Here is a 14,798-nt window from a genome sequence, read left to right as displayed (position 1 = left end):
TGGCCGGGCAGGCTCGCGGCGTCAGGCGGCGGTGGACGGCACGAGGCGGCGGTTGCGTACGAGCCAGATGGCGCGCTCCAGGTCGGGAGTCATGTAACGGTCGTCGCTCAGAGGCGTGATGTGCTGCCGGATCTCCGCGTGCAGGGACCGCGTGACGGCGCCGAGCGGCAGGCCCGCCATCTTCTGCGCGATGAGGTCGATGCCCTGGGCCGCCATCATGTACTGGACGGCCAGGACGACCCCGAGCCGGTCCAGGTTCTGCTGCAGGTGCCGGACCGAGGCCATCGCCATCGTGTTGTGGTCCTCCTGCCCGTCCTTGACCGGCCGGGACAGCGTTCCCGCCGGCGTGGCCCTGACCTGCATCTCCGGGACCAGCGCGGCGGCCACCGTCTGCACCTGCACCATGCCGGAGTTGAGGCCGACGGTCCCGCCGGCGAGGTTGGCGGGCAGGCCGTAGCTCCACTTGGGCGACAGCAGCCGCCCGGACAGCTCCTGCGACAGCACCCCGACGTCGGTGATCTCCGCGTTCAGGGTGTCGGCCAGGTGTCCCATGATGGAGGCGTCCCAGTTGCCGCCCATCACGAACTCGTACCCCTGCCCGTCCCCGCGCGGGAAGACCAGCGGGTTGGAGGTCGAGGAGTTGGCCTCCCGGACCAGGGCGCGGCGCGTCTCGGCCAGCGCGTGCCGCAGGCCGGCCAGGATGTGCGGCGCCGCCCGCACCGACACCGCGTCCTGGATGCGCGGCTCGTAGTTCGCCGGGTCGAGGCGCCTGCGGCCCTCCTCCGTCATCCAGCCCGAGCCCGCGACCATCGCGCGCAGCCGCGTGGCCACCGCGTCCTCCTCGGGGATGTGGCGTTCCTTGTGGGTACGCGCGTCGAGCGACCCCTGCTCGGCCCTGGTCGCCTCCATGAACAGGGCGAAGGCGCCCTCCGCCTGGTCGGCGAGCGTGGTGGCCCGGTAGACGGCGTTCATCAGCATGGCGGCCACGACGGTGCTGCCGCTGATGACGGGCAGCGCCTCCCCCGCCTGGAAGACGAAGTCCCGGGGCAGCCCGGCCTGCGGCAGGATCTCGGACGCGGGCCCCTCCCGGCCCAGGTAGCGTACGGGCGCGTTCTCGCCGGCCGCCGCGAGCCCCGCGGCGGCCTGCGGCTGGAGGTCCCCGGTGCCCAGCGACCCGATCTGCGGCATCCGCGGTATGACTCCGGCGTTGACCATGGACAGCAGGCGCTGCGGCACCTCGGGCCGCACCCCGTACGTGCCCCTGGCCATCTGGTTCGCCTTGAGGATCAGGGCCAGCTTGGCCACGTTGTCGGGCAGCGGCTCGCCGACGCCCGCGGCATGCGAGCGCAGGACGTTGTGCTGGAACTGCTCGGCCTGTTCGGGCGAGAGCGGGCGGTCCTTCAGCGGCCCGAGCGCCTGGTTCCAGCCGTACACGCGCTGGTTCGCCAGGGCGGCCAGCGCGCCCTGCCGCGTCTGGTTCATGGTCGCCGGCACGGTCGCCGCGAGCTGCGCGGTGACGGGGCGGCCCGACAGGACCGCGAAGGCGTCGCGCAGCGAGAAGGAGCTTCCGTCCAGCACCAGGGTCAGCGGTCGCGGCGGCGGCGCGGCGAGCTGGCGTTCGGGGGTGGCGACGGCCTGGCCCGGTACGAACATGGCGACGAGCAGGCCCGCGCCGGCGGCTGTTCGTCCAACTTTGGTGGTCAACGTGTCCCCCGGGCCTTCGCGACGCGGATCAGCAACGCTCCCTTTTAGACACGGGACCAGACGGCGTAGAAGACGGCTCGGCAATGGCGGGACAAATGCTGACTCACCCTCGACCGGTCCGTGACAGGCGGCGGCGATCCTTCCTCATGTGACCCGATACCTTGCCACGCAAGGTATCGGGTCGTACTTTGGTGATATGCCTGAGGACACCGAGGCGACGCCGGGCTCGGCCACCCTCGCCCGTCTCCGCCGCGAGCTCGCGCGGGGCACGACCGAGCTGGCCGTGCTGTCCGTCCTCGACGTCCGCCGCCGGTACGGCTACGAGCTGCTGAAACTGCTGCGGCAGGCGGGTGAGGGGGTCCTGGAGGTCAAGGAGGGCACGCTCTACCCGCTGCTGCACCGGCTCGAGGACGCCGGCCACATCCTCGCGACCTGGGAGGCGGAAGGGCGGGCCAGGCCGCGCAAGTACTACGTCATCACCCCGGACGGTCGCACATACCTCGCCATGTTGCGGGCCGAGTGGAGCGGCCTGGTGGACGCCATGCGACAGCTACTCGACACCCTTGGCGAGGTGCAGGAATGAGCGACGAACAGCAGATCATCGACGACTACGCGGAACGGGCCGGACGGCACCTGACCGGCCCGGCCCGGGAGAGGGCGAAGGCGGAGCTCGTCGACCACCTGTCCGACGCGGCGGAGGCCGGCGAGCTGGCCGAGGCCATGAGCCGGCTCGGCACCCCGGAGGAGGCGGCGGCCGCCTTCGCCGAGCCCAGCCCCGCGCCGCCCGCCCGCGTGGACGTGCGCTTCCTCGCCGCGCTGATCGACAACCTGCCGCTCGTCGGCGTCACGATCGCGCTGCTCGTCCAGGGGCTCACCCGGACGGCCGGGCAGGGAGGCGGGTTCAGCCTGGCGTTCCCGCCCTACGTGTACGTCAACGTCGGCGACGTCTGCGTGTCCATGGCACCCCAGGGGTGCGGAATCGCCGCCTACGACTCCGCCGGGCTGCTCTACACCCTGGGCGTTCCGCTCGCCCTGGCCTGGTCGATCGTCGGCCTGGGACTGCTGGAGGCGTGGACCGGCAAGACGCCGGGCAAGCGCGCCATGAAATTACGGGTGGTGACCGAGACCGGGCTGCGCATCCATCCGGTCGCCGGCGTCGTGCGCAGGCTCAGCCTGCTGCTGGGGCCGTTCGCCTGGCTGGACTGGGCGCCCGTCGTCTGGGGCGACCGGCGACGGGTGCTCGATCGCCTGGTCGAGACCAAGGTCGTGGCCGCCACCCCGGCTGGGGAGGCGCGGTGAACCCCGCCGGCCCGCGCGTCCCGCCGCTCGCGGCCCTGGCCGTCGGGGTGGCGCTGTGGTTCGTCCCCACCGCGGTGCAGCGGGTGCTCTGGCTGACCAGCGGCGGCGACACGGTCAACTTCGACGTCGTCCTGCTGTCGCGCTGGCTCGCCGCCGCGCTGCTGCTGTGCGTCGGCGCGCACGCCATCACCAACCTGCTCATCCTCGCCAACGCCTAGATCACGACGCTCCGGGACCTCATGCCGGTGCGGCGGCGGTGCCGGCGCGGAGCCTGCGCGGGTGCAGCAGCTTGGCCCGCGACGCCGGGACTCCGCCGGCGGACCCCGCGTCCTGGAGGGCGGCCGTGAGCCAGTCGATGCTCACCGGCTGGCCGTCGCCCTGCTTGATCAGCAGATCGCCGGCGGCCCGGGTGGAGCTCAACGCCCTCAGCCAGGGATGGACCCACGTGGGGACCGGGAAGGTGACGACATCCCCTCGATCGTCGCGCATGGTGACGAGCACCAGCGGGTTGTTCGACCCGTGACCCACCGCGTGCAGGTCCTCGCTGGTCAGGCTGGCCAGCGTGGCCACGCTGGCGCCGGTGGCCTCGATCAGGGCGACGGCCACCGCCTCCGCCACGCGGCCGTCGGCGGCCAGCCGGGAGGCGCCGTGGCGCAGCATCCGCCGTTCCTCACGGGTGATCGCGAACGACCGGGGCTCGTCGGCCGGCGTGCAGACGCCCTCGCCCTGCCGGATCGCGCCGATCGACCAGGCGAACCAGTAGAAGGAGGACAGGGCGCGGTGCTTCCTCGCCACGGTCGCGCCGGACAGGGCCCGGCCGGGGTTGCGCACGCCGACGGTGAGCGCGCCGATCCGCGCCTGCTCGCAGTAGGCGTCCAGGTGCGCGCCGGTGGCCGCGAGCAGCCCCAGGCCCGGCTCCGCGGCCTGCAGCCAGCGCACGAACCCGGCCAGGGTCTGCAGGCACGCCTGCCGCGTGGCCGTGCTGGGCCGGTCCTGCAGCCAGGCGGCCACCGTCCGGCGGGTGTGATGGTCCAGGGCGTCGAGGAGCTCGACGTCGGCGCGGGGCCGCAGTCCGGCCATCTGCCCGACGCGGGGCACGGCTTCCGCGCGCGCGGGCGGCGTCCCGGCGACGCGACGGCGCGCGGCCTCGTCGGCCGGCGCGGCTGGTCCTCCAGCGGGTGCGTACGACATGCTCACCACACGCGCGCCGGGGAGACTTCGGCGGCGCGGGGTCGTCCCGCGCCGGTGACGCACGGCACACCGGCGGCGCACGGCACGGCCGCATGGCCGCGCGTCGGCGACGCGGCCATCGCGATCGCTGCGGCCGTCGCGAAGACATAACCGCCGCAGCCGGCAGTCAGACCAATCATCATCGTGTTGATCTTCTCATGGATGGGGACGGACTGGCGTCGCTCGCCCCGGCCGATCCCGGACAGGCGCCGGCTCCCGGGGGCCCCGCTGGCCCTGGAGGTGTCTACAGCGGTCTGCATGCGGACGTCAGGGTGCTGAAAGGGCGTTGCAGGCGGTCTGCCCATCAATGGTGACGCAAGCCTTCGTCACCGAGGAGATCCGATGAAGCGCACGATCGCCACGCTGCTCGCCGCCACCGCCACCGCAGGCGTCCTCGCCGTGGGCGTCCCCGCCCTCGGCGCCGCCGCGGACGCCTCGACCGCGGCCTCCGCCGGCGCGCTCGACGGCCTCAGGCAGGCCCGGCCCTTCCTGTTCACCTACACCTTCAACGGCCACCTCAAGGTCGCGGGCGGCAATTTCACCGTCGACCGCCGCGTCTACGTGGCCGTCAAGTACAGCACCGGCCGGGTGGCGTTCGCCAAGTGGCAGATCGCCCGGCCGCACGCCGTCACTCCCGGCGGGGCCGTCTACGTGGAGACGACGATCGCCGCTCCCTGCGCCGGAAGCGGCAACGGGTACGCGCAGGCGTACGACGAGGCCACCCGGACCTGGTCCCCTCGCCTGCAGGTGACGATCTGCCAGCGGATCGACTAACACTTGTCGCTCTTTTCCGTGACATATCCATCGCAATGGGTAACAACATTGCGGGGATGCCACACGGGGAGAGCCGATGAAGGGATACGACGTCGAGGGACCGGCGCTGGAGCTCGGGGCCCTGGTGCGCGAGGACGGCACCGCCGACCCCTCGGAACAGATCCGCATCTCTCTCGGCATGCTGAACCGGCACGGACTGGTCGCCGGCGCCACGGGAACGGGGAAGACCAAGACCCTCCAGCTCATGGCGGAGCAGCTCGCGGCCCAGGGAGTCCCGGTCTTCCTCGCCGACATCAAGGGGGACCTGTCGGGGCTCGCCTCGCCGGGCACGACGTCCGAGCGCGTCACCCGGCGGGCCGCCGAGGTGGGGCAGGCGTGGCAGCCCTCGGCCTGTCCGGCGGAGTTCTTCTCCCTGGGCGGCCTCGGGACCGGGATCCCGATCCGCGCCACCATGACCGCGTTCGGACCGACCCTGCTCGCCAAGGTGCTCGGCCTCAACGAGACCCAGGAGTCGTCGCTCGGCCTGATCTTCTACTTCGCCGACAAGCACGGGCTGCCCCTGCTCGACCTCAAGGACCTGATCGCGGTCATCCGCTATCTGACCGACACCCCGGAGGCGCTGAGCGGGATCGGCGGACTGTCGGCGGCGACGGCGGGCGTCATCCTCCGGTCGCTGACCAACTTCGAGGCGCAGGGGGCGGAGGCGTTCTTCGGCGAGCCGGAGTTCGACGTGCGCGACCTGCTCCGGGTGACCGGCGACGGCAAGGGGACGGTCTCCGTTCTCGAGCTGCCCGCCGTGCAGGACCGGCCGCAGCTGTTCTCCACCTTCCTGATGTGGCTGCTCGCCGACCTCTTCCACGTGCTGCCCGAAGTGGGCGACGTGGACAAGCCGAAGCTCGTGTTCTTCTTCGACGAGGCGCATCTGCTGTTCGACGACGCGTCCAAGGCGTTCCTGCAGTCGATCACCCAGACCGTGCGGCTGATCCGGTCGAAGGGCGTCGGCGTCTTCTTCGTCACCCAGACGCCGAACGACGTGCCGTCCGACGTGCTGGCCCAGCTCGGCGCGCGCGTGCAGCACGCCCTGCGCGCCTTCACCCCCCAGGACGCCAAGTCGCTCAAGGCGACCGTCTCGACCTTCCCCGCGTCCTCCTACGACCTGGAGCGGCTGCTCACCGAGCTCGGCATCGGCGAGGCCGTGGTCACGGTCCTGTCGGAGACGGGCGCGCCGACCCCCGTGGCCTGGACGCGCCTGCGCGCCCCGCAGACGCTCATGGCGCCGTCGAGCCCGGACGTGGTCCAGGGCATCATCACGGCCTCGCCGCTGCGGCAGAAGTACGGCACGGCGGTCGACCGCCAGTCCGCCTACGAGATCCTGTCCGCGAAGCTGGCCGAACAGCAGCAGGCCGAGGGGCCCGCCGCCGAGGCCCCACGCGAGCCGGAAAGGCCCAGGGAGCGAGAGCCGGAGGCGAGGCGGTCCGCACTGGAGAGCGTGCTGGAGTCGAAGGAGTTCCGGTCCATGGCGCGGTCGGCGGCCTCCGCCCTCGGCCGGGAGATCACCAGATCCATCTTCGGCACCGCCCGCCGCGGACGACGCTGACCCCGGCCAGGTCCGGCCCGGCTGACCCCGGCCAGGTCGGTGGCGGACCGGGCGCGGAGGTGACTCACAGTGATCGGCTTGGAGCGGAAAGCGGCTTTACCCTCTTGACGCCGCGTGTAAGGTGCTCGAAGTGCCTGATCAGCATCCGCGACCAAGGGTGATTCGCATGTCATACCCCTCCCACGATGGCTACGATCGCCGCCCGGCTCCGGCCCGGCCGAGGGTGAATCCCGCGCGAGTGTGGGGAGGCGGCGTGGCGGCCGCCGTGGTGGCCGCACTGATCGTGGTGGTCGGAGTCATGATCAGCAAGACGCTGCTCGGCATCCGCGTCCTCACCCCCGACGGGGCGCCCGTCTACGGCAGCTCGGCGACCACGGGATACGCGATCTCGGCCGCCGCCCTGGCGCTCGTCGCCACGCTGCTGCTCTACATCCTCATGCTGTCGACCCCGGAGCCGAACAGGTTCTTCGGCTGGATCGCCGGGCTCGGCACCGTCGTCATCACGCTCCTTCCGTTCATGAACTCCGCGGCCCTCCTGCCGCAGATCGCCACGGCCGTCATCAACCTGATCATCGGCATCGCGATCGTCTCGCTGCTGGCCTCGATCGGGCGCACGGCCATCGAGGAGGCGCCGGATCAGGACCCGTACCCGCACGAGCAGCCCCGCCGGTACGACCAGCCCCGGGGATACGACCACCAGCAGCGGGGATACGAGCAGCCTCGGTACGAACAGCGGGGACACGAGCAGCGCGGATACGAGCAGCGCGGATACGAGCAGCGCGGATACGAGCACCGCGACCACAACCCGTACGACTGACCGCCCCGGTCCGCGACCCGGGTAGCCCTGGCCGACCGCCGACGGCTGGGTGCCCTCGGTGACGATCAGGTCGGCGCCGGCCCGCTGCGCGTGGTAGGTGGCCATCAGCCCGCGCCGGGGCCGTAGGCGCGGCTGCGGGTCATGGGGGTCATGACGATGCGGTTGGCCAGGCGCAGGCCGCCCAGCGCCGCGTCAGTCCTCCGCCCCAGCGCCGCCGTCATCGAGCCCACGCCCGCCGGCCAGGGCCTGCGCCGCGAGTGCTCACTCCTGGCCGGATCGGGGCACCAGGCGGATGATCGGCAGTTCCCGGTCGGTCTTCACCTGATACTGGGCGAAACGCGGCGCGGCGGCGGTGATCTGCTGCCAGGCCTGCTCGCGTTCCGCACCGTGGAGCTGCTCGGCGACCACCGGCACCGTGCGGCCGTCGACCTCGATCCGCACCTGGTCGGGGTGGGCGGCGAGGTTGTAGTACCACGCCGGGTTCCCGGGCCCTTGCGCCGCAGCCGCCTGGCCATCAGCGTGTTCAGCCATCGGAACGCCCAGCCGCCCGGCTGGCGGGCGCCTCGGGTCCCCGCGGGGGTGTCGAAGCTCATGCGATCTCTCCATCGTCGGTCGGGTGGACGGTGCGGCGGACCGTGACCTCGCGGTCGTGGCTGAACGGCTGCCCCTCCAGGTTGAAGCTCCACGACACCGTGGGGGTGATCCGCATGCAGGACGCGCGCCCGAGCCGCACGGACGTCGCCTCCGCGCTGCACCAGCTCTCCACCCTGATGCAGGGCATCTACCTCCGCGTCTCCGAACGCCACGACCTGACCCCCGTCCAGGCCAGGCTCCTGTGCGTCCTGCTCGACGGTCTCGTCGCACCGCTCGCGCCCGACGTCCGCGAGCGCTTCGGCGACACGATGGCCGAGATCATCGAGAAGTGCCGGGCGTCGGGCTGCGCCGATCAGCGCTGAGCTCAGGAGGCGTTCGTCCGGAAGGAGGAGCGGTAGGACTGCGGCGTGACGCCGACGACCCGCTTGAACCGCTCCCGGAACGCCGTCGCCGAGCCGAACCCGGCCTGCGTGGCGATGCGTTCGACGCCGTGGTCGGTGTTCTCCAGCAGGAACTGCGCCCGGCGTACGCGGGCGCGCAGCAGCCACTGCAGCGGCGTGGTGCCGGTCTGCTCGCGGAAGCGGCGGCTGAAGGTCCGCTCGCTCATCCCGCCGCGCAGGGCCATCTCCGCCAAGGTCACCTCCTGGTCGAGGTTGTCCTCGATCCACGACAGCACCGGCTCCAGCAGCGACCCCTGGGGCACCGGCGGCCGGGCGTGGACGATGAACTGAGCCTGCCCGCCCTCCCGTTCCAGGGGCATCACCGACAGCCGGGCCGAGTCGGCGGCGACCGCCGAGCCGAAGTCGCGCCGGATGACGTGCAGGCACAGGTCCAGGCCGGCGGCGGCCCCGGCCGAGGTCAGGATCTGGCCGTTGTCGACGTACAGGACGTCCGGCCGCACGTCCACCCGGGGGAACTGCTGGGCCAGCCGGTGCGCCGCCGCCCAGTGCGTGGTCGCGCTCAGCCCGTCCAGCAGCCCGGCCGCGGCGAGGGTGAACGCGCCCGCGCAGATGGAGGCGATCCGGGTGCCTGCGGCGGCCGCCGCGCGCAGGGCGTCGAGCACCTCCGGGGCCGGCGGCGCGGCCCGCTCGGAGCAGCCCGGCACGACGATCGTGTCCGCCTCCCGCAGCGCCCGCAGGCCGTGCGGGGCGATGAGCGTGAAGGCGTCGCCGGCCACCTGCGGCGTCGCGGCGCAGACCAGGATCCGGTACGGGCTACGCCCGTCCGCCAGCCGGGCCCGCCCGAACACCTCGATCGGCGTCGCCAGGTCGGCCGCCACCACATGGTCCAGAGCCAGGACCGCCACCGTGTGCATGAGGACACGGTAGGCGCTCGCGGGTTCGGCCGGATGGCGGGAACCCGTTGGAAGTTGTCGATCCAGCCCATGGGGAGCCGTGGCCGCGCGCTCTAGCGTTGCGCTGCGAGAACCCCCTGATCAAGAAAGGATCGCCACACCCCATGTCCGTCATCATGCCGATCGTCATCGGGCTGATCTGCGTTTGCCTCCTGTCCCTGATCCCCGAGCCGCATCGGCGCCCGTTCAACGCCGTGCTGGTCGGCGGGGCGGGCGCCGCCTACCTCAGCGGGGGCGGGCTCGGGTACTGGGAGTTCGTCCTGCCGGTCGTCATGACCTACGTCGCCTATCGAGGGCTGAACAGCTGGACCTGGATCGGTGTCGGCTGGCTGCTCCACACCGCCTGGGACGTCCTGCACCACCTCCAGGGCAACCCCATCCTGCCCTTCTCCGCCATCTCCTCCTTCGGCTGCGCCATCTGCGACCCGGTCGTGGCGCTGTGGTGCTTCGCGGGCGGGCCGTCGATCTTCCGCTGGGTCCGTGCCCGCAGGCCCGCGACGCCGCGGACGTAGGGTGCCGGTCAGTCCAGCCCGCCGCGTTTGACCAGCTGTACGGCGATGACGTTGCGCTGGATCTCGTTGGTGCCCTCGCCGACGATCATCAGCGGCGCGTCGCGGAAGTAGCGTTCGACGTCGAACTCGGTGGAGTAGCCGTAGCCGCCGTGGATGCGTACGGCGTTGAGCGCGGCTCTCATGGCGGCCTCGGAGGCGAACAGCTTCGCCATGCCGGCCTCCATGTCGCAGCGCATGCCGCTCTCGTAGCGCTCGGCGGCGTACAGGATGAGCTGGCGGGCGGCGGTGAGGTCGGTGGCCATGTCGGCGAGATGGTTGCCGACGGCCTGGTGCTTCCAGATGGGCTTGCCGAAGCTCTCCCGCTCCTGCGCGTAGCGCAGGGCGTCGTCGAACGCCGCGCGGCCCACCCCCAGGGCGCGGGCGGCGACCTGGATGCGGCCCACCTCCAGGCCCTTCATCATCTGCGCGAAGCCGCGGCCCTCCTCGGCGCCGAGCAGGGCGGCGCGCGGTGCCCTGAAGTCCTCGAAGACCAGCTCGCAGCTCTCGACGCCCTTGTAGCCGAGCTTGGGCAGGTCGCGCGAGACCGTCAGGCCCGGCCCGTGTTCGACGAGCAGGATGGAGATGCCCTTGTGGCGCGGCCGGGCGGAGGGGTCGGTCTTGCACATGAGGGCGATCAGCTGGGAGCGGCGGGCGTTGGTGATCCACGTCTTGGCGCCGTTGACCACGTACGCGTCGCCGTCCCGGCGGGCGGCGGTGGTCATGGCCTGCAGGTCCGAGCCGCCGCCGGGTTCGGTCAGCGCCATGGTCGCGCGGATCTCGCCGGTCGCCATCCTGGGCAGGTAGTGGTCCTTCTGCTCGTGGGTGCCGAAGGCGAGGATGAGTTTGGCCACGACGGTGTGCCCGCCCATGGCGCCGGCCAGGCTCATCCAGCCGCGGGCGAGCTCGGCGGTGACCAGGGCGTAGCACGGCATGGAGACCGGCGCCTCGCCCCAGGGTTCGGGGACGGCCAGGCCGAAGATGCCCAGCCGCTTCATCTGCTCGATGAGCTTGTCCGGGTAGGCGTTGGCGTGTTCCAGGTCGCGGGCGACGGGCCGGACCTCGCGCTCGACGAAGTCGCGGACCGTGTCGACGACGGCTTGTTCCTCGGTGGTGAGCATGGTCCTGCCTTCTGTGCTGATCTCGTGGGACTTGAGCGGAAGCCGTTCCTGACGGACACGCCGTCGCGGGCAGCCCGCCGCCCGAACCGGCGGCGGTGATCGGCCATCTAAGCAACCATGACAGCAGACCCGCTGCGCCCCGGGGATCCGTCGAGGCTGGGCCGCTACCGGCTGGCGAGCAGGCTCGGCTCGGGCGGCCAGGGCGTCGTCTACGAGGGCTACGACGAGGCGGCCAACCGCGTGGCGGTCAAGGTCCTGCACGCGTACCTGTCCGGCGACTCCGTCCTGCGCCGCCGCTTCACCCGGGAGGTGACCGCCGCGCGGCAGGTGGCCTCGTTCTGCACGGCCCGCATCCTGGATCACGATCTGGAGGGCGAACGCCCCCACATCGTCAGCGAGTTCGTCCCCGGCCCGAGCCTGCGCGCGGCGGTGGCGGAGGGGGCGCCGTTCTCGGGTGACCCGCTGCACCGGCTGGCCGTGGGCGTGGCCACCGCGCTGGCCGCCATCCACCAGGCGGGCGTGGTGCACCGCGACCTGAAGCCGGAGAACGTCCTGATGGGGCCCGACGGGCCCCGCGTCATCGACTTCGGCATCGCCAGGGCCGCGGGCCTGTCGATGACCTCGACGGGCGAGCTGGCCGGGACCCCGATGTACATGGCGCCGGAGCTGTTCTCCGGGGGCCGGGCCGAGCCGGCGGCCGACGTGTTCGCCTGGGGCTCGGTGGTGCTGTTCGCCGCGACGGGACGCGACGCGTTCACCGCCCCGACGACGGTCGCGGTCATCAACCGGCTGCTCAACCACGACCCTGACGTCGATGTCCTGCCCGGCGGGCTGCGCGAGCTGGTGCGCGCGGCGCTGTCGAAGGACCCGGCCGCGCGGCCCTCCGCGCAGCGCCTGCTGCTGACGCTGCTCGGCGGCGGGCGCGCGACCCTGGCCGAGGGCGCCGAGGCCGCCGCGGGGGTGCGGCCGCCCGGCGGGCCGGCCGCCGACCCGGCGCTCGGCGCGGTGGCCGAGCGGTTCTACGCCGGGCTGCCGGCGTCCGAACGCGAGGTGGCGCGCGATCTGCTGCTGCGGCTGGTGGACGTCCGCGACGGCGACGAGGTGCCGCGCACCGCCACCCTGGACGAGCTGATCGAGGTACGGCACGAGGCCGCCGAACGGGTACTCGCCGCGCTCGAGGAGGCCACGCTGGTCCGCCGCCAGGGAGACGGGGTCGTCATCGGCAGCGCCGCCCTGCTGTACGCCTGGCCCCGGCTGCACGAGTGGGTCACCGGCGACCGCGACGCGCTCGGCCGGCACCGCGAGCTGGGCGAGGCCGCCCGCCGCTGGGCCCGTGGCGGCCGCCGTTCCGAGGATCTCCTTCGCGGCACCGCCCTGCGCCACGCGATGGAGTGGACCGCCGCCACGCACCTGACGCTGAACACCACGGAGCGCGAGTTCGTCGAGGCGAGCCGGGCCGGGTCGGCGCGGCAGAGCAGGCTGCGTCGCCTGGTCACAACCGGCGTGGCGGTCCTGCTCGTCGCCTCGCTCACCGCGGGCGCCCTCGCCTGGCAGCAGTCGCTCAGGAGCGACGAGGCCGGCCGGCGCCTGGCCGAGGAGCGGGCGCAGGCGGCGGCGCGGCGGGTGGCGCTGCAGGCGGACGCGCTGCGCGCGACCGACCCGGTCAAGGCGATGCTGCTCAGCGTGGCGGCCTACCGCATCGCGCAGGTTCCGGAGGCGCGCTCGGCGGTGCTGAGCTCGCTCGCGCAGCAGGAGCAGTCGGTCTTCACCGATCCCGCTCCGGCCAACGAAGGGCGGGCGCTGAGCCCCGACGGGCGGACGCTGGTCAGCGCGGGCGCCGGCCGGGTGACCGCCTACGACGTGGTGACGGGGCGGCCGGTCAGGACCTTCGGCGGGATCGGCGAGGCGCCCGTCACCGCCGCGATGGGCCCGGACGGTGACACGCTGGCGCTCGCGGGGGGCGGCCGGCTGGAGCGGTGGAGCCTGCGGAGCGGCCGGCTGCTGGGCGGGGGCGGCTGGATGCCCGGGGCTCCGGCGGACTACGACGGGCGCCCGGCGAGCCTGGAGTTCAGCCCCGGCGGGGGCTACATCGTCGTGCGCGCCAACCTGGGCGGGCCGTACGTCGGGCTGTGGAACGTGGCGCGGCGGGCGCTGGAGAAGCAGGACGGCTACGTGAGCAACGCCCGCGTCGGCCCCGGCGACCGCTTCGCCGCCCTCGAGATCACCGAGGAGCGCACCGTGACCGCGCTGCGGGCGCTGCCAGGCGGCGGAACGCCGGCGGGCAAGCGGCTCCCCGGCCGGGGCCTGCAGGGGCAGGTCATGGCCATCAGCCCCGACGGCGCGCTGGCCGCCGTGGGCGGGGAGAAGGGCACGACGCTGTGGAGCCTGTCCACCGGCGAGCGGGACCGGCACGCCTTCCCCGGCCCGGCCGGCGAAGCCGTCTTCAGCGGCGACGGCCGCTTCCTGATCACCTTCGACAACTGGGCGGGCGGGCGCATCACGTTGTGGCGGCTGAGCGACGCGGCCCCGCTCCTGCGGCTCACCGTCGCCTCCAAGATCGTCGGGTCCCCGCGGTTCGGCCCCGGGAACCGTACGCTGAGCATCCTGGACGACGCCGGACAGGTGACCACCTACGACCTCAGCCGGCAGACCGGCCCCCGGCGCGTCGTGCCCGCCGGCGCTCTGCAGACGCGGTTCACCGCCTCGGGGAGCCTGCTGCTCGCCCGCACGGGCGACACCGTGCGCGGCTGGTCGGTGCCCGGCTTCACCGAGACCGGCCGGCTCGGCGTCCCCAGCAAGGGCGAGCCGATCATGCGGGTCAGCCCCGACGGGCGCACGGTCGTCACGATCTCCTCGGAGGATCTCACCACGGGACCCACGTTCTGGGACGCGGCATCCGGGCGGAAGCTGGGCCACCTGACCCTGGAGTCGGTTGACACGCGGGCGGACCTGCAGATCAGCCCCGACGGCCGGCTGCTCGCCCTCAGCTCGGCCATGGCCAACGACTACTACGGCGCGGGCGACGTCGTCGTCATCGACATCGCGCGGCGCGAGCGGGTCATGCGGTTCGGCCCGGTCGCGGGCGGCCCGCTGTCCTTCAGCTCGGACGGCAGGTACCTGGTCACCGCCGACGCCGGGGGCGCCGACGTCATCGACCTGGTCGCCCGTAAGGTGCTCCCCCGCGCGCAGGGCCCGGGGACGCTGGCGGAGGGGTGGATGGCCCTCGCGCCGAAGGGCCCGCTCGGCGCCTCGCCGTACGGGAGCAGGGCGGTGGTCCTGTGGGACACCCGCACCTGGCGTACGACGGGCCGGGTGTTCAGGGTGCCGGGGGACGTCGCGGGGGCCAGGTTCTCCCCCGACGGGCGGATCCTGGCGGTCGCCCATGACACCAGGGTGACGCTGTTCGACGCGGTCGCGGGCCGCCAGCTCGGCGCCGCCTGGACCGTGACCACGGGGGCGTTCGATCCGTACGAACCGGCCGACCCCATGCCGGCGCTCGCCTTCACGGCCGACGGCTCGGCCCTGCGCGTGGTGGGGCTCGACGGCGCGTTCCAGGAGCTGCCGGTCGATCCCGCGCCGGCCGTCCGGAGCGTGTGCGAGCGGGCGGGCCGCCGGCTCACGCAGGCGGAGTGGCGCGAGCACGTGGGAGCCGACGTGGGGTATCAGGAGGTCTGCCCCGCTTAGCTGGCGGGTTACCCGGCCCCCACCAGCACCGATATTGAAGGGGTTATCCCCCTGGGCACATATCGATATTGGACAT

At 73.0% G+C, this 14,798-nt stretch carries 15 protein-coding genes; 9 read left to right on the top strand and 6 right to left on the bottom strand.

The genetic code is table 11. The annotated features are described in order from the left end of the window. Positions 1-21: 21 nt before the first annotated feature. On the bottom strand, positions 22-1,704 hold the full coding sequence (locus H4W80_RS01935) for an HAL/PAL/TAL family ammonia-lyase (protein ID WP_225963188.1): 1,683 nt from the start codon (positions 1,702-1,704) through the stop codon (positions 22-24). A 196-nt stretch (positions 1,705-1,900) separates the two neighbouring features. Between H4W80_RS01935 and H4W80_RS01930 the strand changes: the two genes are divergently transcribed. From H4W80_RS01930 to H4W80_RS01920, 3 genes are read left to right on the top strand one after another with little or no spacing between them, the layout of a single operon-like run. Then, positions 1,901-2,287 carry a PadR family transcriptional regulator gene (locus H4W80_RS01930; protein WP_192783470.1) on the top strand — a complete coding sequence of 129 codons (387 nt, stop codon included), beginning with the start codon at positions 1,901-1,903 and terminating at the stop codon, positions 2,285-2,287. After that, complete coding sequence (locus tag H4W80_RS01925) at positions 2,284-3,003, top strand: RDD family protein (protein ID WP_192783469.1); 720 nt, start codon at positions 2,284-2,286, stop codon at positions 3,001-3,003. The genes H4W80_RS01930 and H4W80_RS01925 overlap by 4 nt, the downstream gene beginning before the upstream one ends. Continuing rightward, positions 3,000-3,221, top strand: a complete 222-nt coding sequence (locus H4W80_RS01920; protein WP_192783468.1) for a hypothetical protein — start codon at positions 3,000-3,002, stop codon at positions 3,219-3,221. Before H4W80_RS01925 ends, H4W80_RS01920 begins: the two co-directional genes overlap by 4 nt. Before the next feature lie 19 nt (positions 3,222-3,240). Here the strand turns inward: H4W80_RS01920 and H4W80_RS01915 are convergent, their stop codons facing one another. Continuing rightward, the gene (locus tag H4W80_RS01915) at positions 3,241-4,194 is read right to left on the bottom strand and encodes a hypothetical protein (RefSeq protein WP_192783467.1); all 954 of its coding nucleotides are present in this window, start codon (positions 4,192-4,194) and stop codon (positions 3,241-3,243) included. Between the two features lie 2 nt (positions 4,195-4,196). Then, on the bottom strand, positions 4,197-4,376 hold the full coding sequence (locus tag H4W80_RS01910; RefSeq protein ID WP_192783466.1) for a hypothetical protein: 180 nt from the start codon (positions 4,374-4,376) through the stop codon (positions 4,197-4,199). A 199-nt stretch (positions 4,377-4,575) separates the two neighbouring features. Between H4W80_RS01910 and H4W80_RS01905 the strand changes: the two genes are divergently transcribed. The 3 genes from H4W80_RS01905 (at position 4,576) to H4W80_RS01895 (ending at position 7,421) form a co-directional block, all read left to right on the top strand. Continuing rightward, a complete protein-coding gene (locus tag H4W80_RS01905) occupies positions 4,576-5,007 on the top strand; it encodes a hypothetical protein (protein ID WP_192783465.1) in 432 nt (143 codons plus the stop codon). A gap of 76 nt (positions 5,008-5,083) precedes the next feature. Continuing rightward, positions 5,084-6,604: a helicase HerA-like domain-containing protein gene (locus H4W80_RS01900; protein ID WP_192783464.1), complete on the top strand. Its 1,521-nt coding sequence runs from the start codon at positions 5,084-5,086 to the stop codon at positions 6,602-6,604. Between the two features lie 166 nt (positions 6,605-6,770). Next, entirely contained in the window at positions 6,771-7,421 is a 651-nt protein-coding gene (locus tag H4W80_RS01895; RefSeq protein WP_225963187.1) for a DUF6069 family protein, read from the top strand. 261 nt (positions 7,422-7,682) lie between these two features. Here the strand turns inward: H4W80_RS01895 and H4W80_RS01885 are convergent, their stop codons facing one another. After that, complete coding sequence (locus H4W80_RS01885) at positions 7,683-7,952, bottom strand: nitroreductase/quinone reductase family protein (protein WP_225963186.1); 270 nt, start codon at positions 7,950-7,952, stop codon at positions 7,683-7,685. Between the two features lie 176 nt (positions 7,953-8,128). Here H4W80_RS01885 and H4W80_RS01880 point away from each other — a divergent pair, with 176 nt between their 5' ends. Continuing rightward, positions 8,129-8,377, top strand: coding sequence for a hypothetical protein (locus H4W80_RS01880; protein ID WP_192783462.1), 249 nt, complete (start codon positions 8,129-8,131; stop codon positions 8,375-8,377). Positions 8,378-8,379: 2 nt separating this feature from the next. Here the strand turns inward: H4W80_RS01880 and H4W80_RS01875 are convergent, their stop codons facing one another. Beyond that, a complete protein-coding gene (locus tag H4W80_RS01875; protein WP_192783461.1) occupies positions 8,380-9,330 on the bottom strand; it encodes a GlxA family transcriptional regulator in 951 nt (316 codons plus the stop codon). Positions 9,331-9,473: 143 nt separating this feature from the next. On the opposite strand from H4W80_RS01875, the gene H4W80_RS01870 reads away from it, so the two are divergent. Then, positions 9,474-9,881 carry a DUF6010 family protein gene (locus tag H4W80_RS01870; protein ID WP_192783460.1) on the top strand — a complete coding sequence of 136 codons (408 nt, stop codon included), beginning with the start codon at positions 9,474-9,476 and terminating at the stop codon, positions 9,879-9,881. A gap of 8 nt (positions 9,882-9,889) precedes the next feature. Here the strand turns inward: H4W80_RS01870 and H4W80_RS01865 are convergent, their stop codons facing one another. After that, positions 9,890-11,038, bottom strand: coding sequence for an acyl-CoA dehydrogenase family protein (locus tag H4W80_RS01865; RefSeq protein ID WP_192783459.1), 1,149 nt, complete (start codon positions 11,036-11,038; stop codon positions 9,890-9,892). Between the two features lie 117 nt (positions 11,039-11,155). Here H4W80_RS01865 and H4W80_RS01860 point away from each other — a divergent pair, with 117 nt between their 5' ends. Beyond that, entirely contained in the window at positions 11,156-14,722 is a 3,567-nt protein-coding gene (locus H4W80_RS01860; RefSeq protein ID WP_192783458.1) for a serine/threonine-protein kinase, read from the top strand. Positions 14,723-14,798 lie beyond the last annotated feature (76 nt).

The sequence above is a fragment of the Nonomuraea angiospora genome (genome assembly GCF_014873145.1).
Lineage (GTDB): Bacteria > Actinomycetota > Actinomycetes > Streptosporangiales > Streptosporangiaceae > Nonomuraea > Nonomuraea angiospora.
The sequence above is the reverse complement of the archived record's forward strand: the minus strand, read 5'-3'. Positions and strand labels throughout refer to the sequence as shown.